The 23,978-nt window shown below is 69.9% G+C and carries 2 protein-coding genes (1 of these 2 only partly in view); both read left to right on the forward strand.

Features of this window, described 5'->3' with window-relative positions:
* On the forward strand, window positions 1–12,417 hold the full coding sequence (locus tag AB0H76_RS33370; protein WP_357331051.1) for an amino acid adenylation domain-containing protein: 12,417 nt from the start codon (window positions 1–3) through the stop codon (window positions 12,415–12,417).
* A protein-coding gene (locus tag AB0H76_RS33375) for a non-ribosomal peptide synthase/polyketide synthase (protein WP_357331052.1) crosses the window boundary here: on the forward strand, window positions 12,414–23,978 show its beginning. Its footprint extends 13,419 nt past the window's final position; only the first 11,565 of its 24,984 coding nucleotides appear in the window; it begins with the start codon at window positions 12,414–12,416; its stop codon lies beyond the right edge, outside the window. Before AB0H76_RS33370 ends, AB0H76_RS33375 begins: the two co-directional genes overlap by 4 nt.

Genomic DNA, 23,978 nt, shown 5'->3' on the forward strand with positions numbered 1-23,978 from the left:
ATGTTCTGTTCGTCGGTTCCGGAGTTGTTCGCGCGGTGTGTGACTGGTGCGCCGGACGCGGTGGCGCTGGTGTTCGGCGCCCGGTCGTGGACCTATCGCGAGCTCGATATGGCAGCAGGCCGCCTGGCCGGGCTGCTGCTCGAATCCGGTGTGTCCGTGGGGGATCGGGTGGCACTGCTGTTGCCGCGCGGTGCGGACGCCGTGATCGCGATCATCGCCGTGCTGAAAACTGGTGCGGCGTATGTGCCGGTCGACCCCGGCTATCCGGACGAGCGGATCCGGTTCGTGCTCGGGGATGTGCGTCCGGCGATGGTACTGGCCGACGGTGCGACACTGGCTCGCGCACAGTCGATCGGTGCGGAATCGGGTTGGGACAGTGCCGTTCTCGATGTGTCCGACCCCGGTGTCGATACCCGGACCCCGGTCGAGCCGTTGTACCCGAATCCAAGCTCGACCGCGTATCTGATCTATACCTCGGGTACCACGGGGACGCCAAAAGGCGTCGCGGTGACGCACGCCAACGTGGCGGGACTGTTCGCGGGCCTGCGTGACCGGTTCGACTTCGGCGCGATCGACGGGCGGCAGCGGGTGTGGTCGCTGTTCCACGCACTCGCCTTCGACTTCTCGGTCTGGGAGCTCTGGGGCGCGCTGCTGCACGGGGGCCGCCTGGTCGTGGTGCCAGAGCCGTCCGTTCGCTCGCCGGGCGCGTTTCGTGAGTTGCTGCGTGCCGAACGCGTCGACGTGCTCAGTCAGACGCCGTCGGCCTTGGCGACGCTTTCGCCGGAGGGCCTGGAATCAGTGACGGCGCTGGTGCTTTCGGCGGAGCCGTGTACGGCGGAGCTGGTGGGCCGGTGGTCGCCAGGTCGGATGATGGTCAATGCCTACGGTCCCACCGAGGCGACGGTCTTCGCGGCGTTCAACGGCCCGCTGGTGGCCGGTGTGCCCACGATCGGTCCGCCGGTGACGGGTGTGACGGTGTACGTCCTCGACGAAAACCTCGCCGAGGTCCCGGCAGATGGTGTGGGCGAGCTGTACATCGGCGGTCGCGGTGTCGCGCAGGGCTATTGGGCCCGCGCCGAGCTGACCTCGGCACGCTTCGTAGCCGACCCGTTCGGGGCCGCGGGCAGCCGATTGTACCGGACCGGAGACCTGGTCCGGCACACCGCGGCCGGGGAGCTCGCGTATGTCGGGCGCGTGGATCACCAGGTGAAGATTCGCGGATTCCGCGTCGAACCGGGCGAGATCGAGGCGGTGCTGTCCGCGCATCCGGGCGTCGAGCGCGCGGCTGTGATCGCCCGCGAAGACCGGCCCGGTGACCGCCGCCTGGTCGCCTATGTCACGGCCGCCGACTCGACCGTGCCGGACTCCGGCGAGCTGGTCGGCCAGTGGCGCCGGGTATACGACGAGCTGTATTCCGCGCCACTATCCAAGGCCGGGCTCGGCGCGGATTTCAGCGGGTGGACCAGCAGCTACACCGGTTCGGCCATCCCGGTCGAACAGATGCGGGAGTGGCAGGCCGCGACCGTGGAGCGCATCCGGGCGTTGAATCCCACCCGGGTCCTCGAGCTCGGCGTCGGCTCCGGCCTGCTGCTGGCACAGGTGGCCCCCGAATGTGAACAGTACTGGGCCACAGACGTTTCCCCGGTGACGATCGCGCGGCTCACCGATCAGCTGACTGCCGTGGACTGGGCCGACCGGGTGTGTCTGCGGGTCGCGGAGGCTGCCGATCTCGCCGGGCTGCCCGGCGCCCATTTCGACACGGTGATCATCAACTCAGTGGCACAGTACTTTCCAGGCCACGCCTATCTGCGCGCGGTGCTGGAACAGGCGCTGGCTCTGCTCGCGCCCGGCGGCGCGGTGTTCCTCGGCGATATCCGCAACCGGGCATTGCTCGAGGAATTCGCCACCGGCGTCCAACTCGCGCGCGCCCCGCTGGCCGCTCCGGCCCTGATTCGGGATCGGGTGCGGCGGGCGGTCGCCACCGAGCAGGAATTGCTGGTTGCTCCTGAGTATTTCGTGGTACTGGCGCGTGAGCTGCGCGAACTCGGTGGCATCGACATCCAGCTCGAGCGCGGCGCGGCCGCGAATGAGCTCACGAACTACCGCTATGACGTCGTGCTGTACCAGCGGGACCGGCCGACCAGGTCCGCGGCCGGGCTGCCGCGCATCGAATTCGAGGAGGGGGCGTCCGGCGACTGGCTGGAGCAGGCGGTGCAGGCGCACAGCGGCGAGCTCCGGGTCACCGGTATTCCCCACAGCGGACTGCTCGCTGATGTTGCCGCCGCTGCCGATATTCGGGCCGGCCAGCACCCGCGGGCCCCTCGGGGCGCAGGGATGCGCCCCGAGGACGTGCATGCGGTCGCCGCCCGCCTCGGCGCGGTCGCGGCCGTGACGTGGTCGGCGCGAGCCGGTCGAATGGACGCTGTCTTCGTCGCGCCGGACGCGCTCGACGGCGCGGCACTGACCGATGTGTTCGAACCGGCCGGACCGCTGGAGTCTCCAGGGCGATATGCCAATAACCCGCGGGCGGTCGCTCTGCACGCCGAGATCCGGCGCTTCGCGAGTGAGCAATTGCCCGTGTACATGGTGCCCGCGGCGGTGTTGGTGCTCGACCGGTTCCCGATGACCGAGAACCGCAAGCTGGATCGCGCCGCCCTCCCCGCACCGGAATTGCTGTCGGAGAACTCCTTTCGCGCGCCAAGCACCCCGGCCGAGGAAGTCCTGTCGGATATCTTCGCGCGGGTACTCGGACTGGAGCGGGTCGGCGTCGACGACGACTTCTTCGAGCTCGGCGGCCATTCCCTGCTCGCTATGCGGGCGGTCGCCGGTGTCCATCGTGCGTTCGGGGTGGATATCGAGGTGCAGCAGGTCTTCGGCGCGCCCACGGTGGCCGCCTTGGCGCGGGTGATTTCCGATGAGGGCACGACCAGCCGCCGACCTGCGCTGCATCCGTGTCCTCGTCCCGAAACGGTGCCGCTGTCGTTCGCGCAGCGCGGCCTGTGGTTCCAGCACCGGCTGGACGGCGGCTCGGCGACCTACAACATTCCCCTGGTGCTGCGCCTTTCCGGCCGGGTGGATGAAGCCGCACTGCACCACGCGGTCCTCGATGTCCTGGATCGGCACGAGGTGCTGCGGACCGTCTATCCCGACGACGACGGCGTCCCGTACCAGCGAATCGTGCCGATCCAGGACTGCGGGCCGGTGTGGGAGTCCATCGATGCGAGCGGGTGGTCGGCGGAGGACCTCGAGCGCCGGGTGAGCGCGGCGACGCGCTACGAATTCGATCTCGCCGAGACAGTTCCGCTGCGTATCAGCCTCTTACGCACGGGGATCGACGAAGCCACGCTGGTGCTGCTGGTGCATCACATCGCGGCCGATGGCTGGTCGCTGGCGCCGCTGGCGCACGATCTGTCGACGGCGTACGAGGCTCGGTCGACGGATACCGCCCCGGCTTGGGCGCCGCTGCGGGTGCAGTACGTGGATTACACGCTGTGGCAGCGGGATTGGCTCGGCGCGGCGGTCGATCCCGGCAGCGAGCTCAGCGCTCAGCTCGAGTACTGGCGGAACGCGTTGGCCGGAATGCCGCAAGAGGTAGCCCTTCCGCTGGATCGGCCGTATCCGGCGGTGGCGGACTATCACGGTGCGCAGGTTCAGCTACGGTGGCCCGCCGATCTGCAGCGGGGACTGCACGAGCTGGCCCGCGCGCACGGCGCGACCGTCTTCATGGTGGTCCATGCCGCTGTCGCGGTGGTGCTGGCCCGGCTCGGCGACAGTACAGACGTGGCCGTGGGCGTGCCGGTGGCGGGACGGCCGGACGAGGCGCTCGACGCGGCGGTTGGCTACTTCGTCAATACCCTCGTATTGCGCACTCGGATATCCGGTTCCGAGACCGCCACCCAGTTGCTATCCCAGGTTCGGTCGGCTGCCATGGAAGCCTATGCGCACCAGAATGTTCCGTTCGAGGTGCTGGTGGAGCAGCTCGGCGTGCGGCGATCGCTGGCCCGCCATCCGCTGGTGCAGGTCCTGCTGGCGTGGCAGAACAATCTCGCGGCCGACTACCGGCTGCCCGGCCTCGAAACCCAGGCCGTGCCGGTCGACACCGGTGTCGCACGTGTCGATCTGACACTTGAACTGGTCGAAAATTACTCGGCGACCGGAGAGTTCGACGGCATCAACGGCATCGCCGAATACCGCTGCGATGTCTTCGACGCGACCACCATCGAGCGTCTGCTGGACCGGGTTCTTCGCGTCTTGGCCCGCATGATCGCTGATCCGAATGCGGTCGTCGGAGCCGTCGAGCTGCTCGACGACTCAGAGCGCGCGCAGCTCGCGGTATTCGAAAGCCGAATAGACCAAGCGGTTCTCGCGAAACGACTGCCCGAGGGCGACCTGACGCTGCGTGTGCTCGACGGCCGGTTGCAACGGGTACCCGTCGGTGTCGCGGGCGAGTTGTATGTGGGCGGCACGGATGTCGCCGCCGCATTCCACGACGATCCCGCTCTGGCGGTGGATCCGGCGGGCGGCCTGCTGCACGGGACCGGACAGCGGGTGCGCTGGAACCGATCCGGTGCGCTGGAACCTGTCGGCCACCCCACCGACGAGCGGTCCGCCGGGGCGCGCCCGGGTGCACGCAAGCCCTATCGCGCGCCATCGACGCGCGCCGAGCAGGTTGTCGCCGAGGTTCTGGCCCGGGTGCTCGGTCTGCCCGGCGTCGGCGCCGAGGACGACTTCTTCGACTTGGGTGGTCATTCGCTGTCGGCCATGCGGGTGGTGGCGGGCATCCACCGCACGCTAGGTGTGGACGTCACCGTGCAAGAGCTGTTCGGTGCGCCGACGGTGGCAGGGTTGGCCGCCGTGATCGGGAACGGCGCCGGGGCGAGTCGACGGCCGGTGCTGGAGCGGTTGCCGCGCCCGGCAATGGTGCCGCTGTCGTTCGCCCAGAACCGGCTGTGGTTCCTGCATCGCCTGGAGGGACTGTCGGCGACCTACAACATGCCGCTGGTGCTGTGGGTGGACGGCCCGCTGGACGTAACTGCGCTGGGCGCGGCGGTATTCGACGTGCTGGGACGGCACGAGGCGTTGCGAACGGTGTTCCCGGATGCGGAAGGCGTGCCGTTCCAACGGGTTGTCGAAGTCGGGGAGTGCGGGTCGGCGTGGGGCGTGGTCGAGACGGCGGACGAGCTGGAGGCGGCGATCGTCGCAACCGCCCGGCATCGGTTCGCGCTCGCCACCGAGGTGCCGCTGCGGATTCGGCTGTTCCGCCAGGATGCCGCGCGGCAGGTCCTGGTGCTGGTGGTGCACCACATTGCGGGCGACGGCTGGTCGTGGGCGCCGCTGCTGCGTGATCTGTCCACTGCGTACGCCGCACGATCGGCGGGTAGTGCACCGCTGTGGTCGCCGCTGCCCGTTCAATATGCGGATTATGCGCTGTGGCAACGTGATTGGCTCGGTTCCGCGGCCGACGCGGGCAGCGAGATCGCCGGGCAGCTCGCTTACTGGCGCGCGGAACTGGTGGGTCTGCCGGAGCGGATCGACCTGCCGACCGCCCGCCCGCGCCCCGCGGTGGCCAGCTACGGCGGCGCCACCACGACCTTCACGGTCGCCGCCGACCTGCGGTCCGCCGTCGAGGCCGCGGCGCGGCGGGCGGGTGCGACGGCGTCGATGGTGCTCCAGACAGCGCTGGCGGTCCTGCTGCACCGTTTGGGCGCGGGTACGGATATCGCGCTGGGGTCTCCGGTCGCGGGCCGGGCCGACCAGGCCCTCGACGAGGTAGTCGGCTTCTTCGTCAACTCGTGGGTGCTGCGGGTTGCCGTGCGACCGGACGCCTCGTTCACCGAGCTGCTGGCGGGCGTGAAGGACAAGGCTCTGGCGGCGTACGCCCATCAGGATCTGCCGTTCGAGGTGCTGGTGGAGCAGCTGGCGCCGGAACGCTCGGCCGGGCATCATCCGCTGTTCCAGGTGCTGCTGGCCTTTCAGAACAACACCCGTCCCGAGATCGACCTCGGTGCGGTTTCGGTGACGCCGGCCCACGCTTGGACCGCGACCTCGCGGTTCGACCTGTTCTTCGATATCGCTGACAGCCCTTCCGGGTCGGACTGGGCGGGGTTCGTCGAATATGCGACGGATCTGTACGACCGCGACACAGTGGACGTCATGGTGTGCCGGCTGCTCACCTTGCTGCGCTGCCTCGTCGAGTCGCCGGAGACACCGGTGGGCGCGGTGGATCTGCTGGCCGATGACGAGGTTCGACAGCTCGACCGATTCGGCAACCGGGCGATTCTCCAAGCCGGGAGCCTGCCGGGGTCGATCCCGGAATTGTTCGCGGCCAGGGTGAGCGCGGCGCCCGGCGCGGTGGCGCTGGTGTCCGGGGATCGGTCGTGGACCTACGGTGAGCTCGATGCCGCCTCCTGCCGATTGGCCGGGAGGCTGGTGGAATCCGGTGTGGCGGTAGGGGATCGGGTGGCACTGCTACTGCCGCGCGACGGGGACGCGATCGTCGCGATCCTGGCGGTACTGACAGCCGGTGCGGTATATGTGCCGATCGATCCTGGGTATCCGGATGAGCGAATTCGATTCATCCTGGCCGATGCCGCACCTGCGATCGTACTCACCTCGGCCGAATACCTGGGTAGAGCAAAGCCACTGGTCGCCGACACGGCACGGGTGACCTTCCTCGATGTCGCGGATCAGCGAGTCGAGGCGATCTCGGCACCGCCGCCGGTGGGTCCGAACCCAGGTGATCTGGCTTACTTGATCTACACCTCGGGGACGACGGGCACGCCCAAGGGCGTCGCGGTGACCCACGCGAATGTCGTCGGCCTGTTCGACGGTCTGCGCGCTCGATTCGACTTCGGCACGGCCGATGTACGACAGCGGGTGTGGTCGCAATTCCATTCGCTGGCTTTCGATTTCTCGGTTTGGGAGATCTGGGGCGCGTTATTGCACGGTGGGCGGTTGGTCGTGGCCGACGACGCGACCGTGCGCGCCCCGGGTCGCTTTCGTGATCTGCTGGCGTCGCAGGGGGTCGATGTCGTCAGCCAAACGCCGTCGTCGCTGGGGATGCTGTCCCCGGAGGGGTTGTCGACGGTGACGTCGCTGATCGTGGCGGCAGAGCCGTGTCCGGCGGAGCTGGTGGATCGGTGGACGGCGGGCCGAACGGTGGTCAATGCCTACGGTCCGACCGAGGCGACGGTCTACTCGACGTTCACGGCGCCGCTGCGGAGCGGCGGGGGTGCACCGCCGATCGGTGCGGCGGTGCCGGGCGCGGCTCTGTTCGTGCTCGATACCCGGCTGGGGCGGGTACCGGTCGGGGTCGCAGGCGAGCTGTTTGTGGGTGGTCGCGGTGTGACAGAAGGGTATTGGGGCCGCCCCGGGCTGACCGCATCGCGGTTCGTCGCGAACCCATTCGGCGGTGCGGGCGGCCGGCTGTATCGCACCGGCGATGTCGTGCGCTGGAATCGGCGCGGCGAGCTGGAGTTCGTCGGCCGGGTCGACGATCAGGTGAAGATTCGTGGCTACCGCATCGAACTCGGGGAGATCGAGGGCGCGGTCACCGCGCACCCAGCGGTGGCGCGGGCGGTGGTCCTGGCTCGCGAGGACCGCCCGGGTGACCGGCGGCTGGTCGCCTACGTGGTGCCCGACGACACGGTCGATACCAGCGAGCTGGTGGGGCAGTGGCGGAGTATGTACGACGATCTGTACTCCGGGGCGGAGTTCGTCGACGCCGCCCAGATGGGCGGCCTCGGAGCCGATTTCAGCGGCTGGAACAGCAGCTACACCGGTGCGGCCATTCCGGTGGTCGAAATGCGCGAGTGGCAGGCCGCGACTGTCGAGCGCATTCGGGCGTTGCGGCCCGCCCGGGTCCTGGAGATCGGCGTCGGGTCCGGACTGCTGCTGTCCCAGCTGGCGCCGGAGTGCGAGCAGTACTGGGCGACAGACTTCTCGCCGGTCACCATCGCCGGGTTGCGCGACCGGCTCGACGGCTCCGGCGCGGATTGGGCCGACCGGGTGCGCCTGATCACAGCCGAGGCGGTCGATGGGGCCGAACTGCCCGAGGGCCATTTCGACACGGTGATCATCAATTCGGTGGTGCAGTACTTCCCGGATCACGGCTATCTGCGACGGGTGCTCGACCAGGCGCTGATCAGGCTGGCTCCAGGTGGCGCGGTCTTCCTGGGCGATATTCGCAATCTTGCTCTCCTGGAAGAGTTCTCGATCGAGGTGCAGCTGGCACGCGACCCCGCGGCGGAGGCCGAGGTGATTCGGGAACGGGCCCGCCGCGCGATGGCGGCCGAACAAGAACTGCTGCTGGCCCCGGAGTACTTCGTGGCCACGGCGCGGGAGCTGGCGCTCGTCGGCGCGGTGGACATCCAGCTGAAGCGCGGCCGGGCGGTCAACGAGCTGACCCGCTACCGCTACGACGTGGTCCTGCACCGATCCCCGGTGCGGGCCCGATCGCTGGCCGACCCGCCACGGGTCGAATTCCCCCGCAGCACAGGTGAACTGGAGTCGATCGTGCGCGCGCAGGCCGGAGCACCGGTCCGCGTGACCGGGATACCGCACCGCGGGTTGGACGGTGCGTCCGCCACCGTGCTCCTCCCGGAGGACGTGCACGACCTGGCCCGGCGTCTGGGGCTGGCCGCCGCCGTGACCTGGTCGGCCGAGCCGGGTTGCCTGGACGCGGTGTTCTTCGACCCGTCCGGCGACGAGGCCCGTGCGGTGCTCACGGATGTCTTCGAAACGTGCGGGCCGATCGAACCGGCGGCCCGCTACGCGAACTATCCGCAGGCATCGGCACTGGCCGCGGACGTCCGGCGGTTCGCAGCGGGGCGGCTGCCGCGGTTCATGGTGCCCGCCGCGGTCGTGGTGGTGGACCGATTCCCGTTGACGGTCAACGGCAAACTCGACCGCGCGGCGCTGCCCGCGCCGGACTTCGGCGCCGACCGCGGGTATCGCGCGCCGACCACCGCCGCGCAGCAGGTGCTGGCCGGGATCTTCGCCCAGGTGCTCGGCCTGGAGCGGGTCGGCGTCGAGGACAACTTCTTCGACCTGGGCGGGCATTCGCTGCTGGTAATGCGCCTGATCGCGGGCATCCACCGGGCGCTGGACATCGACGTGTCGGTGGCGACGGTGTTCGAGTCGCCCACCGTGGCCGGACTGGCCGACGCGATCGCGTCGCACGGCGCGGCGAGCCGGCGCCCGCGCCTGGTACCTGCCGTGCGACCGGAGGTGCTTCCGCTGTCGTTCGCGCAGAACCGACTGTGGTTCCTGCATCGGTTGGAGGGTGCGTCAGCGACCTACAACATGCCGGTGGTGCTGCGCCTGTCCGGGCCGGTCGACGCGGGCGCCCTCGGGCGCGCGGTCACCGATCTGCTCGGTCGCCACGAGGCCCTGCGCACAGTGTTCCCCGATCGTGATGGCACCCCCTACCAGAGGATCGTTCCGCTCGCCGACTGTGGTTCGGGCTGGGCGGTGCTCGATGCGACAGGCTGGTCGCCAGATCGGCTCGACGTCGAGATCGCCGCGCAGGCACGTCATGCGTTCGATCTGGCGGCCGAAATTCCGGTGCGTGCCAGGCTGTTCCAGCGTGCGGACGGGGCCGTGCTCGTGCTGCTGGTGCACCACATCGCGGGGGACGGTTGGTCGTGGGCGCCGCTGCTGAAGGACCTGGCGGATGCCTATCGGGCCCGGGTCGCCGGCACCGCGCCGGACTGGCCGGCGCTGCCGGTGCAGTACGCGGATTACACCCTGTGGCAACGTAACTGGCTGGGCGAGCCGTCCGATGAGGACAGCGAGCTCGGTCGTCAGCTGACCTACTGGCGGACCGAACTGGCCGGACTGCCACCGCGGATCGAACTGCCGGTCGACCACCCCCATCCCGCGGTGGCCAGCCATCGCGGCAGCGTCGTGACCTTCCGGATCGAGCCCGAATTCCGCAGGGCCACCGAAAGATTGGCGCACGACACGGGTGCGACGGTGTCGATGGTGCTGCACGCGGCGTTGGCCGTAGTCCTGGCCCGGTCCAGCGGCAGCGATGACGTGGCGATCGGCGCGCCGGTCGCCGGTCGGGCCGATGCCGCGCTCGACGACCTGGTTGGCTTCTTCGTCAACACTCTGGTGCTGCGCACCCGGGTAGCCGCCTCGGCGACGGGGGCCGAGCTGATCGCGCAGGTGAAAAACACTGCGCTACAGGCATATCAGCACCAAGATGTGCCGTTCGAGGTGCTGGTGGAGCAGCTCGCCCCCGCACGTACCGCCGCGCACCATCCGTTGTTCCAGGTCGGCTTTGCCTTTCAGAACGCCACCCGATCGGCGCCCGATTTCGGCCCGCTCGCAGTGACACCGGTCCGGACCTGGACCGACGGCGCCCGGTTCGACCTGTACTTCGATATCGCCGACGGACCGGCGGGCACGGCCTGGGAAGGCTTCGTCGAATACGCCAGCGATCCGTACGACCGGGCCACGGTGGAGGCGATGATCGGCCGCCTGCTGCTGGTGCTGGCTGCGCTGGTCGATGATCCCGCCACACCGGTGGGTTCGATCGATCTGTTGGACCAGTCGCAGCGACAGCGGCTCGACACCCTCGGCAATCGTGAAATCAGCTGTCCTGCAGCTGGTTCCACAGCATCGATTCCTGAACTGTTCGCCCGCCGGGTCGCGGCCGCACCGGATGCCGTTGCCGTGGTGTCCGGCGCGCGGGCGTGGACGTATCGCGAACTGGACGAGACCGCGGCGCGGGTGGCCGCGGTCCTGCTCGCGTCCGGCGCCGGGCCCGGCCGGCGGGTGGCGCTGCTGCTGCCACGTGGCATCGACGCTGTGCTCGCGATCATCGCGGTGCTGAAAACTGGTGCCGCGTATGTGCCGATCGATCCCACCTATCCGGATGAGCGGATTCGGTTCATCCTGGCCGATGCGCGTCCGTCGGCGGTTCTCACCAGCGGTGCCACCGTCGATCCGGCCTTCGCGCACGCGCGTATCGACCTGGCCGATCCGTACAGCACGGCGGCCGAGCCCGCCGTGCTGCCGTTCCCGAACGCGGCGGAGGCGGCCTACCTGATCTACACCTCGGGCACCACCGGCCGGCCCAAGGGCGTCACGGTGACGCACGCGAACGTGGTCCAGCTGTTCGAGGCGGCCGCCGAGCAGCTCGATCTCGATGCGGCACAGGTGTGGTCGCTGTTCCACTCCTACGCCTTCGACGTTTCGGTGTGGGAGATGTGGGGTGCGTTGCTGCACGGTGGCCGGCTGGTGATCGTGCCGGAGGACGTGGTGCGCGCGCCAGAGGAGTTCGCCGCCCTGCTGCGCGCGGAGCGGGTCACCATCCTGAGTCAGACGCCGTCCGCGTTCGACGCACTGGCCGCGGTCACCGATGGTGCGGAATCGAGTGTGGCGACCGTGGTATTCGCGGGTGAGGCGCTCGAGCCGCGGCGGTTGAGGTCATGGCTGGGCGCGGGCGCGCCGCGCCTGGTGAACATGTACGGGACGACCGAGACGACGGTGCACGCTTCGTTCCGGGAGCTGACCACCGCGGACGCCGTGACCGCGGTCAGTCCGGTCGGTGCACCCCTGTCGACCTCGGCGTTCTTCGTGCTGGACCGGCGGATGGGCCGGGTGCCGATCGGAGTGGTCGGGGAACTGTACGTGGGAGGGCGCGGACTTGCCCGAGGGTACTGGGGCCGGGCCGGGTTGACGGCGTCCCGGTTCGTCGCGAATCCGTTCGGCGCGCCTGGCGACCGGCTCTACCGGACCGGCGACCTGGTGCGCTGGAATCGCCTGGGCGATCTGGAGTTCATGGGCAGAGGCGATGATCAGGTGAAGATTCGCGGCTTCCGGATCGAACCGGGTGAGGTCGAGGCCGCCCTGGCCGCGCATCCGGACGTGGAGCGCGCGGTGGTGATCGTGCGCGATGAGGGGCCCGGCGGCAGACGACTGATCGGTTACGTGATTCCGGCGTCGCTCGGCATCGACGCTGCCGCGTTCCCGCACGAGGTGCGCCGCTTCGCCGCCACACGATTGCCGAAGTTCATGGTGCCCAGCGCGGTGGGCGTGGTCGAGTCGTTCCCGCTCACGGTCAACGGCAAGCTCGACCGCGCGGCGCTGCCGGAGCCGGAGTCGCTGTCCGACAACGACTATCGCGCCCCGAACACGCCCGAGGAGCAGCTCGTGGCGGCTGCCTTCGCTCGCGTGCTCGGGCTGGAGCGAGTCGGGGCCGACGACGACTTCTTCGAGCTGGGCGGGCATTCGATGCTGGTGACGCGGCTGGTGACCCAGCTGCGGGGCGAGCTCGAGGTGAGCGTGCAGGCAGTCTTCGACACCCCGACCGTCGCGGCGCTGGCGCGCGCCCGCCGAGCCGGACCCGCCGACGCGCCCCGGGCCCGACCGGCACTCGTCAGGTATTCACGAGAGGACCTTCCATGATCCCGTTGTCGTTCGCGCAGAGTCGACTGTGGTTCCTGTACCGACTCGAGGGTGCGTCGGCGACCTACAACCTGCCGCTGGCGCTACGGCTGACCGGCGCGGTGGACCGGAAGGCATTGGCCGCGGCGGTGTTCGACGTGCTGGAGCGGCACGAAGCGTTGCGGACCGTGTTCCCGCACGCCGACGGCGTGCCGTACCAGCGCATCGCCGCGGTCGCGGACTGCCGCTCGGCGTGGGATGTCCTCGATGTGCCGGAACGGGATCTGGACGAGCACGTCCGCCGAGCGGTACGCCACGAGTTCGACCTGGCCACCGAGGCGCCGGTGCGGGTCCGCTTGTTCGCCTGTGGCCCAGCGGATTCGGTGCTCGTGGTGCTGGTCCACCACATCGCCGGTGACGGCTGGTCCTGGGCGCCTTTGCTGCGGGATCTGTCTCTCGCCTATGCCGCGAGGTGCACCGGTACGACGCCCGCCTGGCGGTCGCTGCCGGTGCAGTACGTGGATTACACACTGTGGCAGCGTGATTGGCTCGGCACAGTGGATGACCCGGGCAGCGAGACGAGTCGTCAGCTGGCTTACTGGCGCGCCGAACTGGCCGGGATGCCGCACCGGACCGCGCTGCCCGTGGATCGGCCGTATCCCGCGGTGGCCGATTTCCGGGGCGCGCAACTGCCGCTCGCGATCGAACCGGAATCGCACCGGGGCATCGACGAACTCGCTCGCGCGCACGGCGCCTCGGTCTTCATGGTTGTCCACGCCGCCCTCGCCGTGGTGCTGGCCCGGCTCGGCGGCACGGCCGATGTGGCCGTGGGGATTCCGACGGCGGGCCGCCCCGAGGCCGAGCTGGACGAGCTGGTCGGGTCCTTCGTCAATACCGTCGTCCTGCGCACCCGGGTCTCGGCGGCAGAGACGGTGTCGCAGCTGCTGAACCGCGCCAAGGCTACGGCGGCCGCGGCCTACGCCCATCAGGATCTGCCGTTCGACATTCTGGTGGATCAGCTGGGGGTGCAGCGCTCGCTGGCCCATGCCCCGCTGGTACAGGTCATGCTCGCCTGGCAGAACAATGTCACGCCACCGCACTACCGGATCGCCGACGTGGAAACCTCGGTGCTGCACGTCGATACCGGCGTCGCCCGGATGGATCTGACCTTCAACCTGGCCGAGAAGATCGGCGATACCGGGCAGTTCGGTGGCATCGAAGGCATCGCCGAATACCGCACCGATGTGTTCGACGCGCACACGATCGCGGCCCTGTTCGAACGGGTGCGCCGTGTGCTGCGCCAGATGGTCGCCGACTCCGATACCCGCGTCGGGGCACTCGACCTACTGGACGAGCCGGAACTCGCCCGCCTCGACACCCTCGGCAATGTGGGCGTTCCGGGCCTGCCGGAACCCGGGGCGTCGGTTCCGGAGCTGTTCGCGGCCAGGGTCGCGGCGGCGCCGGAGACCACGGCCCTGACCTTCGAGGGCCGGTCCTGGACCTACGCCGCGCTAGACGCGGCCGCCGGGCGCTCGGCCGCGCTGCTGATCGAATCCGGTGTGTCCGTGGGTGATCGGGTGGGACTGGTGCTGCCGCGCGGCGCGGAAGCGGTGATCGCGATCATCGCGGTGCTGAAAACCGGTGCGGCGTATGTGCCGATCGATCCGGCCTACCCGGACGAGCGGATCGGGTTCGTGCTGGCCGACGCGCGTCCGTCGGTCGTGCTCACGACGGGTGCGCTGCTGGACCGGGTGCGCGGCTGCACCGAGAGCCCGGTGCGCTGCCACGATTTCGCCGAGTCGCTCGCTCCGGCGGCGCCCGCGTTCCTGCCGCCGCCGGATTCGCGGCGCCCGGCCTATCTCATCTACACCTCGGGGACGACCGGGACACCCAAGGGCGTGGTGGTGACGCACGCGAACGTGGTCGGTCTGCTTGCCGGGCTGCGTGACGAGTTCCCCTTCGATGCGAACAGAGCTGGGGGACAGCAGGTCTGGTCGCTGTTCCACTCGTTCGCCTTCGACTTCTCGGTGTGGGAGATGTGGGGCGCGCTGCTGCACGGCGGCCGGCTGGTGGTGGCGCCCGAGCAGGTGGTGCGTTCCCCGCGTGAATTCCACGAACTGCTGGTGTCCGAGCGGGTCACCGTCCTGAGCCAGACGCCGTCCGCGTTCGAGGCGCTGGCTACCGTGGCGGCGGGGGACCCGGACTCGAATCTGGAGATCGTGGTGTTCGGTGGCGAGGCCCTGGACCCGCGCCGGCTGCGATCCTGGCGGACGGCCGCCGAGGGCGGCCCGCGGCTGCTCAATATGTACGGCATCACCGAGCTGACGGTGCACGCGTCGCTGCGGGAGCTGACCCCGGCCGATCTGGCCGCGGGGGCGAGCCCAATCGGCACGCCGCTGCCGTCGCTGTCGTTCGCCGTTCTCGACGCCCGCCTGGCGCGGGTGCCGGTCGGTGTCGTCGGTGAGCTCTATGTCAGCGGTCACGGTGTGGCACAGCACTATTGGCGGCGCGCGGGTCTGACCGCGGCGCGGTTCGTCGCCGATCCCTTCGGCCCGGCGGGCGGCCGGCTGTACCGGACCGGCGATCTGGTGCGCTGGAGCAATTCCGGGGATCTGGAGTACGTCGGCCGCGCCGACGACCAGGTGAAGCTGCGCGGCTACCGCATCGAGCTCGGCGAGATCGAGGCCGTGCTGTCCGAGCTGCCGGGTGTCGCCCGCGCGGCGGTGCTGGTGCGCGAGGACCAGCCGGAGGACAAGCGCCTGGTCGCCTATGTCGTGGCGGCCGATCCCGCCACCGGCGCGACGCTCGCCGCCGAGGTGCGCCGGCAGGTAGGCCAGCGCCTGCCCGCGTTCATGGTGCCAACCGTGGTCGTGGTCGAGCGGTTCGCCATGACCGCGCACGGGAAGCTGGACCGAGCGGCGCTCCCGGCGCCCGAGGCGGACGCCGGTACCGCGCACCGGAGTCCGTCGACGCCGGTCGAGGAGTTGATCGCGGGCATCTTCGCTCGGGTGCTCGGCGTCGAACGGGTCGGCATCGACGACGACTTCTTCGGGCTCGGCGGTCATTCGCTGCTGGCGACCCGCGCGATCGCGGGCGTGCATCGCGCACTCGGTGTCGACGTGCCCGTGCGGGAGTTCTTCACCGCGCCGACGGTGGCGGGTGTCGCCCGGGTGGTCGCCACCGGCGGGAACACCAGTGTGCGCCCGGCGTTGCGCCCGCTGCCGCGTCCGGCCGTGGTGCCCCTGTCCTTCGCGCAGAATCGGCTGTGGTTCCTGCACCGGCTGGAGGGCTTGTCGGCGACCTACAACATGCCGCTGATGCTGCGGCTGACGGGCCGGGTGGACGAGGCGGCGCTGGCGACGGCCGTGGGCGATGTGCTGGCCCGGCACGAGGCGCTGCGGACGGTGTTCCCGGATGCCGACGGTGTCCCGTTCCAGCGCGCCGTGCCGGTCGAGGAGTGCGGGTCGGTCTGGACGCGAGTCGATGCCACCGGCTGGCCACAATCCCGGCTGGACGCGGAAACCGTTGCGGCGACTCGGCATACCTTTGATCTGGCTGCCGAGATTCCGGTCCGGGTGCGGCTGTTCCGTTGCGGTCCAGCGGATTCGGTACTGGTGCTGCTGGTGCATCACATCGCCGGTGACGGCTGGTCCTGGGCGCCACTGCTGAAGGATCTGTCCGCCGCCTACGCGGCGCGCTGCGCGGGCACGGCGCCCAGCTGGCGGCCGCTGCCCGTGCAGTACGCGGATTACACACTGTGGCAGCGTGCTTGGCTCGGCTCGACCGAGGATTCGGACAGCGAGATCGCCCGCCAGCTCGGCTACTGGCGTGACGAGCTCGCGCAGGCGCCCGAATGGATCGAACTGCCGACCGATCGGCCCCGCCCCGCGGTCGCCAGTTACGCGGGCGACACCCTGACCTTCCGTATCGAGCCCGAATTACGTTCCGGGGTAGAGGCATTGGCGCGTCGGTCGGGTGCGACCGTGTCCATGGTGCTCCAGGCGGCGCTGGTGGTGCTGCTGCACCGGCTGGGCGCGGGTACCGACATAGTGCTCGGCGCGCCGGTCGCGGGCCGGTCGGACCAGGCGCTGGACGAGGTGGTCGGGTTCTTCGTGAACTCGTGGGTCCTGCGGGTGCCGGTCCGCTCCGGGTCCTCGTTCCTCGAGGTGCTCACGGGGGTCAAGGACAAAGCGCTGGGCGCGTACGCGCATCAGGACGTGCCGTTCGAGACCGTGGTCGAACATCTGGCGCCCCAGCGTTCGACGGCGTACCACCCGCTGTTCCAGGTGGTGCTGGCCTTCCAGAACACGGCGCGGCTCGAGTTCGAGCTCGGCGCGCTCGCGGTGACGCCGATCCAGACCTGGACGCCCACCGCGCGATTCGATCTCTTCTTCGCGGTCGCCGACGACCCGGACGGTACCGACTGGCGGGGATCGGTCGAATACTCGACCGATCTCTATGACGCCGCCACCGTCGAAACCCTCGTCGAGCGGCTGGTCCGGGTACTGGCGGCGGCGGTCGCCGACCCGGCGGCGACGGTCGGGTCCACCGAGCTGATCGATGCGGACGAGCGCCGGCTACTGCGCGCCAATGGTAGAGGGCGCGCACTCGACTCGGCGCCGCCGATGGTCTCGCTGCCGGAGCTGTTCGCGGCGCGGGTCGCGGCGGCCCCGGCCGCCGAGGCGTTGCGTTTCCAGGGCCGGTCCTGGACCTACGGCGCGCTCGACGCGGCCGCCGGACGGTTGGCGGCAGTGCTGCGCGAATCGAAGGTGGCACAGGGTGATCGGGTGCTGCTGACGCTGCCGCGTGGCGCCGACGCGGTGATCGCGATTCTCGCGGTGCTGAAGCTCGGCGCCGTGTACGTCCCGGTCGATCCGGCGTATCCGGACGAGCGCATCGAATTCGTGCTGGCCGACGCGCGGCCGGTAGCAGTGCTCGGCACCGGCGAGGCGCTGACCCGTGCGGCGGCGCTGGCGCCCGAGCGGGACCTCGCGTTCATCGATATCGCCGATCCCGTTGCGGTGACCAGTGTTCCGCCGGACCTGCTGTATCCGGACGGGCGCGCCATCGCCTACCTGATCTACACCTCCGGCACGACGGGCCGGCCCAAGGGCGTGGCGGCCACGCACGCGAACGTGGCCGCGCTGTTCGACGGCCTCGGTACGCGCTTTCCGTCCGGTGTCGCCGAAGCCGTTGGGCCGCAGCGGGTGTGGTCGCTGACGCACTCCTTGTCGTTCGACTTCTCGGTGTGGGAGATGTGGGGCGCGCTGCTGCACGGCGGTCGGCTGGTGGTGGTGCCCGACGCGGTCGTGCGGTCACCGCGGGAGTTCCGTGAACTGCTGGTCGCCGAACATGTCGATGTGCTGTGCCAGACGCCGTCCGCGCTGGCGCTGCTCGCCCCCGAAGGCTTGGAATCCGTGACCTCCCTGGTCATGGGGGCCGAGGCCTGCCCGGCGGAGCTGGTGGACCGGTGGGCGCCGGGCCGGACCATGACCAACCTGTACGGGCCCACCGAGGTCACGGTGTCGTGCACGCATACGGGTCCGCTGGTGGCCGGTACGGGCGTGCCGTCCATCGGCGTGCCGGTGCCGCGGGCCGCACTGTTCGTCCTCGACGAGCGAATGGCGTCGGTTCCGGTCGGCGTCGCCGGTGAGCTGTATGTGGGCGGTGATGGTGTGGCGCAAGGCTACTGGGGTCGCGCCGGCCTCACGGCTTCGCGGTTCGTCGCCGACCCGTTCGGTGCCGCGGGTGGCCGCCTGTACCGGACCGGTGACCGCGTGCGGTGGAATCGCTCCGGCGAGTTGGAGTTCGTGGGCCGGGTCGACGATCAGGTGAAGATCCGCGGATATCGGATCGAACCCGGCGAGATCGAGTCGGCGCTGGTTCGGCATCCCCGAGTGGAACGGGCGGTGGTGGTCGCGCGGGCGGATCGGCCCGGGGACCGTCGGTTGATCGGGTACGTGGTGCCTGCCGAATCCGCGCCCGCCGCTGTCGATTCCGATGCGGACGAGCTCGTGGCGCAGTGGCGCCGGGTGTACGACGACCTGTACGCCGCTGGGGACAATTCGTGCGCCGCACTGGGTTCGGACTTCAGTGGATGGAACAGCAGCGACACCGACACGCCTATTCCGCTGGCGGACATGCGGGAATGGCGGGCGTGCACTGTCGACCGGATCCGGGAACTCGGCCCGCAGCGCGTGCTGGAGATCGGTGTGGGCTCCGGTCTGCTGCTCGCCGAGCTGGCGCCTGAATCCGAGGAGTACTGGGCGACCGACCTTTCCCCGGTGACGATCGCGAGGCTGCGGGATGGGCTGGCGAATTCGGGAGCGGACTGGGCAGATCGGGTGCGTCTGCGGGCCGCCGAGGCCATCGACAGCACCGGCCTGCCCCGCGGCGCCTTCGATACGATCGTCATCAATTCGGTGGTGCAGTACTTTCCGGACCAGGGATACCTGCGCCGGGTGTTGGAGCAGGCGCTGGAGCTGCTCGCCCCGGGCGGATCGGTCTTCGTCGGCGATGTGCGGAACCTGGCGCTGCTAGAGGAGTTCACCGCCGCCGTGCAGCTCGCGCGTGATCCCGCCGCAGCAGCGGCGACGATCCGCGGCCGGGTGCGGCGCGCCGTCGCGACGGAACGCGAATTGCTGCTCGCCCCCGAGTATTTCGTGGCGCTGGCCGAGGAGCTGGCCGACCTCGGTGGGGTGGATATCCAGTTGAAGCGTGGTTTCGCGGTCAACGAGCTGACCCGGTACCGCTACGACGTGGTGCTGCACAAGGCACGGCCCGCTCGGTCGCTGGCGGTGGTCGCGCACGTGGACCTCTCGGACGTCGCGCCCGCGAACCTCGAGGCCGAACTCGAACACGCCGTCCGTACCGCCGACGGCACGGAACTCCGCGTGACTGGTATCCCGCACCGCGGGCTGATCAGCGAAGTTGCTGCCGCGCAGCGTATTCGGACCGGGCGGAGCATTTCCGCGGATGAGTCTGCGGGGCTGCTGCCCGAAAACATCCATCGGCTGGCGGTCGCGTGGGGCCGGGCCGCGGCGGTGACCTGGTCCGCGCGTCCCGGCTATCTGGAGGCGGTGTTCCTCGACGCCACGGCTGGATCCGGTGCGCTCACCGACGTCTTCCGGCCCGCGGCTCCGCTGGAGGGTTCGGCCCGGTACGCGAACTTTCCGCGCGCCACGGAATTCGCTGCCGAGGTACGGAATTTCGTGGCCGACCGACTACCGGCGTTCCTGGTGCCCGCTGCGGTCGTGGTCATCGACCGGCTGCCGCTGACCGTCAACGGCAAGCTGGACCGCGCGGCCCTGCCACGCCCGGAATACCTGTCCGACGATGGATACCGACCGCCGTCGACTCCGCTCGAAGAGGCGCTGGCCGCGCTGTTCGCCGAGGTCCTCGGCATCGAACGAGTCGGGGTGGCGGACAACTTCTTCCACCTCGGCGGCCACTCGCTGCTCGCCATGCGGGTGGTGGCGGGTATCCGCCGCGTGCTCGGGCTGGACCTGACGGTCGAGAAGATCTTCGCGGCGCCGACGGTCACCGGCCTGGCCGAACATCTGGCCGGCAATGGCGACGGGCCGGTACGGCCGCCGCTCGTGCCGCAGGCGCGGCCGGAGGTGGTGCCGCTGTCCTATGCGCAGCAGAGCCTGTGGTTCCTGCACCGGCTGGAGGGACCGTCGGCCACCTACAATATGCCACTGGTGCTGCGGCTCCACGGTGACGTAGACGAGCGGGCGTTCGGTGCGGCGGTCCAGGACGTGCTGACCCGGCACGAAGCGCTGCGGACGATCTTCACCGAGGTCGACGGTGTGCCGCGGCAGCGGATTCGGCCCGCGGGAGAGTCGAACGACGCCTGGGACGTCGTGCCCGCCGAGGGCTGGACGGCCGTGGAGCTGGAGGAGCGGGTCTTCGCGGCGGCCCGCTATCCGTTCGACCTGGGCGCCGAGATTCCCGTTCGGGCCCGGCTATTCCGCTGCGGCCCAGTGGATTCGGTGCTGGTACTGCTGCTGCATCACATTGCGTGCGACGGCTGGTCGTGGCCGCCGCTGCTGCGGGATCTGTCGACGGCGTACGCGGCCCGGGTCGCCGGTGCTGCGCCCGAGTGGCCGCCGCTTCCTGTGCAGTACGCGGATTACGCTCTGTGGCAACGGAATTGGCTGGGTGAGGTCGGTGATCCGGCCGGGGTGCTGGCGGGTCAACTGGACTACTGGCGGGACGCGCTCGCTGGTCTGCCGCAGCGGATCGCGCTGCCGGCCGATCGGCCGCATCCGCCGGTGGCCAGCCACCGGGGCGACACGACCGTATTCACCCTGGAGCCCGAACTGCGTTCGGCGATCGAACAATTGGCCCGCGACTCGGACCTCACCGTCCCCATGGTGCTGCACGCTGCGCTGGCCGTCGTCTTGGCCCGGATGAGCGGCGACCGCGACGTGGCCATGGGGGTTCCGGTCGCCGGCCGTTCGGACGCTGCCCTGGACGACCTGGTCGGTTTCTTCGTCAACACGATCGTGCTGCGCGTCGATGCCGGACCTGAGCAGACGGTGGCGCAGCTGTTCACGCGGGTGCGCGACACGGCGCTGGCGGCCTACGCGCATCAGGACGTGCCCTTCGGGGTGCTGGTGGACCAGCTGGACCCGGTGCGCACGGCGGCCCACCACCCGCTGTTCCAGGTTTCGCTGACCTTCCAGCACGAGGCCCACGTCGAGGTCGACCTGGGCGGTCTGCGCGCCTCGCAATGGGAGATCTGGACGGCCACCGCACGATTCGACCTGGCCTTCGCCATTGCTGACGCGGCCGACGGTGCGGCCTGGCGCGGATCGATCGAATACGCCACCGACCTCTTCGATCGAGAGACGGTGGACGCGCTCGCGGCCCGGTTGATCCTGGCGCTGCGGCGGATGGTCGCCGACCCGGCCGCGCAGGTGGGCGCGCTCGACCTGCTCGAGGCCGACGAGCGCCGGCGGCTCGATGTGATCGGCAATCACGCCGACCGCCCCGCCGACGCCGCGGCCGTGTCGATCCCGGAGTTGTTCGCCAGCAGTGCCCACGCATACCCGAATGCCGTCGCCCTGGTATCCGGCGCGGAGGCCTGGACCTACTCGGAGCTGGACGAGGCGTCGGATCGAGTGGCCGCGATGCTGGTGGCCGCGGGCGTAGCCCCGGCGGCACGGGTGGCCCTGGTGTTGCCGCGCGGCGGCGCCGCGATCATCGCGATCGTCGCGGTGCTGAAAACCGGTGCGGCGTATGTGCCGATCGATCCGGCCTACCCGGACGATCGGATCGGCTTCCTGCTCGGGGATGCGCGACCCGCGGTGGTGCTCACCAGCGGTGGGCACCTCGATCGACTACGGACCTGGGCGGGGTCGGCCGCACTGCTCGATGTCGCCGACGCCGCGGCCGAGCGCGCGGCCGCCCTGCCGTATCCGCACGCCGAAAGCATGGCGTATCTGATCTACACCTCTGGCACCACGGGCACGCCGAAGGGTGTGGCTGTCACGCACGCGAACGTGGCCGGGATGCTCGCCGCCGTGCGGGGACAACTGACGCTTGCTCATGCCGAGCGGCAACATGTCTGGTCGATGTTCCACTCCTATGCCTTCGACTTCTCGGTGTGGGAGATCTGGGGCGCTCTGCTGCACGGTGGACGACTGGTCGTCGTCGGTGACGACGTGCTGCGGTCACCGCACGCCTTCCTGGATCTGCTGGCAGCGGAACAGGTGACGGTGCTGAGCCAGACACCCTCGGCGTTCGAGGCGCTGGCCGCCGCGGCCGTCGGCCGGCGGGCTGAGCTGGACGGGCTGGAAGCAGTGGTCTTCGGCGGTGAGGCCTTGGCGCCGAGCCGAATTCGGGACTGGCTGGCGGACGGCTCCGGCCCGCGGCTGATCAATATGTATGGCATCACCGAAACGACCGTGCACGCATCGTTCCGCGAACTGGTGGCCGCCGACGCCGACTGTGAGGTCAGCCCGATCGGGACGCCGCTGTCGTCGCTGGCGTTCTCCGTTCTGGACGAGCGCCTTGCCCGGGTACCGGTGGGTGTTCCGGGTGAGCTGTACATCAGTGGCCGTGGTGTCGCGCAAAGCTACTGGGGCCGAGCGGGTTTGACCGCGTCCCGGTTCGTCGCCGACCCGTTCGGCGGTGGGCGACTGTACCGGACCGGTGATCTGGTGCGCTGGAACCGATCCGGTGAACTGGAGTTCCTCGGCCGGGTCGACGAGCAGGTGAAGGTGCGTGGCTATCGGATCGAACCGGGCGAGGTCGCGGCCGTGCTCGCCACCCACCCGGACGTCGGGCGCGCGGTGGTCGTCGCCCGAACCGATCAGCCCGGTGACACCAGGCTGATCGGCTATGTCGTTGCGGCCCAGCCGGATACCGCCGCCATACGCACGGCGGACGTCCGCCGATTCGCGAGCGCCCGCCTGCCCGATTTCATGGTGCCCGCCGCCGTGATCGAGGTCGGTGACTTCCCGCGCACGGCCAATGGCAAGCTGGACCGTGCGGGACTGCCCGCGCCGGAATTTCACTCCGGCAAAGGTTTCCGTGCGCCCGCCACCGCGCGCGAGGGCGCACTCGCCGGAATATTCGCCGAGGTGCTCGGCGTGCCGACGGTCGGACTCGACGACGACTTCTTCGACCTCGGCGGCAACTCGCTCTCCGCCATGCGGCTGATCGCCCGGATCCGGCAGGTACTCTGCACCGAGATCGCGGTGCAGACGGTGTTCAGCGCACCGACCGTGGCAGGCTTGCTCGCGGCCGGGGAGACGGGGGCGCGGCGTCCGGACCTGCGCCGGTGGTCGCGTCCGGCGGTGGTGCCGCTGTCCTTCGCCCAGAACCGCCTGTGGTTCTTGCATCGGCTGGAGGGCCGGTCGGCGACCTACAATATGCCGCTGGTACTGCGATTGAACGGCATATTGGACCTGCCCGCGCTCGAGGCGGCCATCTTCGACGTGGTGGCACGGCACGAGGCGCTGCGCACGGTGTTCCCGGATGTCGACGGGGTGCCCTACCAGCGCGTTGCCGGCATGGACGAGTGCGAGTCCGCGTGGGCGGTGATCGATGCGTCCGGGTGGACACCGGCCCGACTCGACGAGCAGCTCACCGCGGCCGCTCGGTACCGTTTCGACCTGGTCGCCGAGAGCCCGGTGCGCGCAAGGCTTTTCGAGCGCGGTCCCGCGGAGTCGGTGCTGGTGCTCCTGGTGCACCACATCGCCGGCGACGGGTGGTCCTGGGCGCCCCTGCTTAAAGACCTGGCCACGGCGTATGCGGCCAGGTCGGCCGGTAGCGCGCCCGGCTGGCTGCCGCTCCCCGTGCAGTACGTGGATTACACGCTCTGGCAACGGGATTGGCTCGGCTCCCTGGAGCAGTCCGACAGCGAGATCAGCCGCCAGTTGAACTACTGGCGCGGTGAACTGGCCGACCTGCCCGAGCTCGTCGACCTCCCGGCCGATCGCCCGCGGCCCACGGTGGCCAGCTACACCGGCGACATCACGACATTTACGATTTCGGCCGAATTGCGCTCTGCCGCAGAGTCTTTGGCCCGCCGAACCGGTGCGACGGCGGCCATGGTGTTACAGGCGGCG

It is taken from the genome of Nocardia sp. NPDC050712 (genome assembly GCF_040654295.1).
Classification (GTDB): domain Bacteria; phylum Actinomycetota; class Actinomycetes; order Mycobacteriales; family Mycobacteriaceae; genus Nocardia.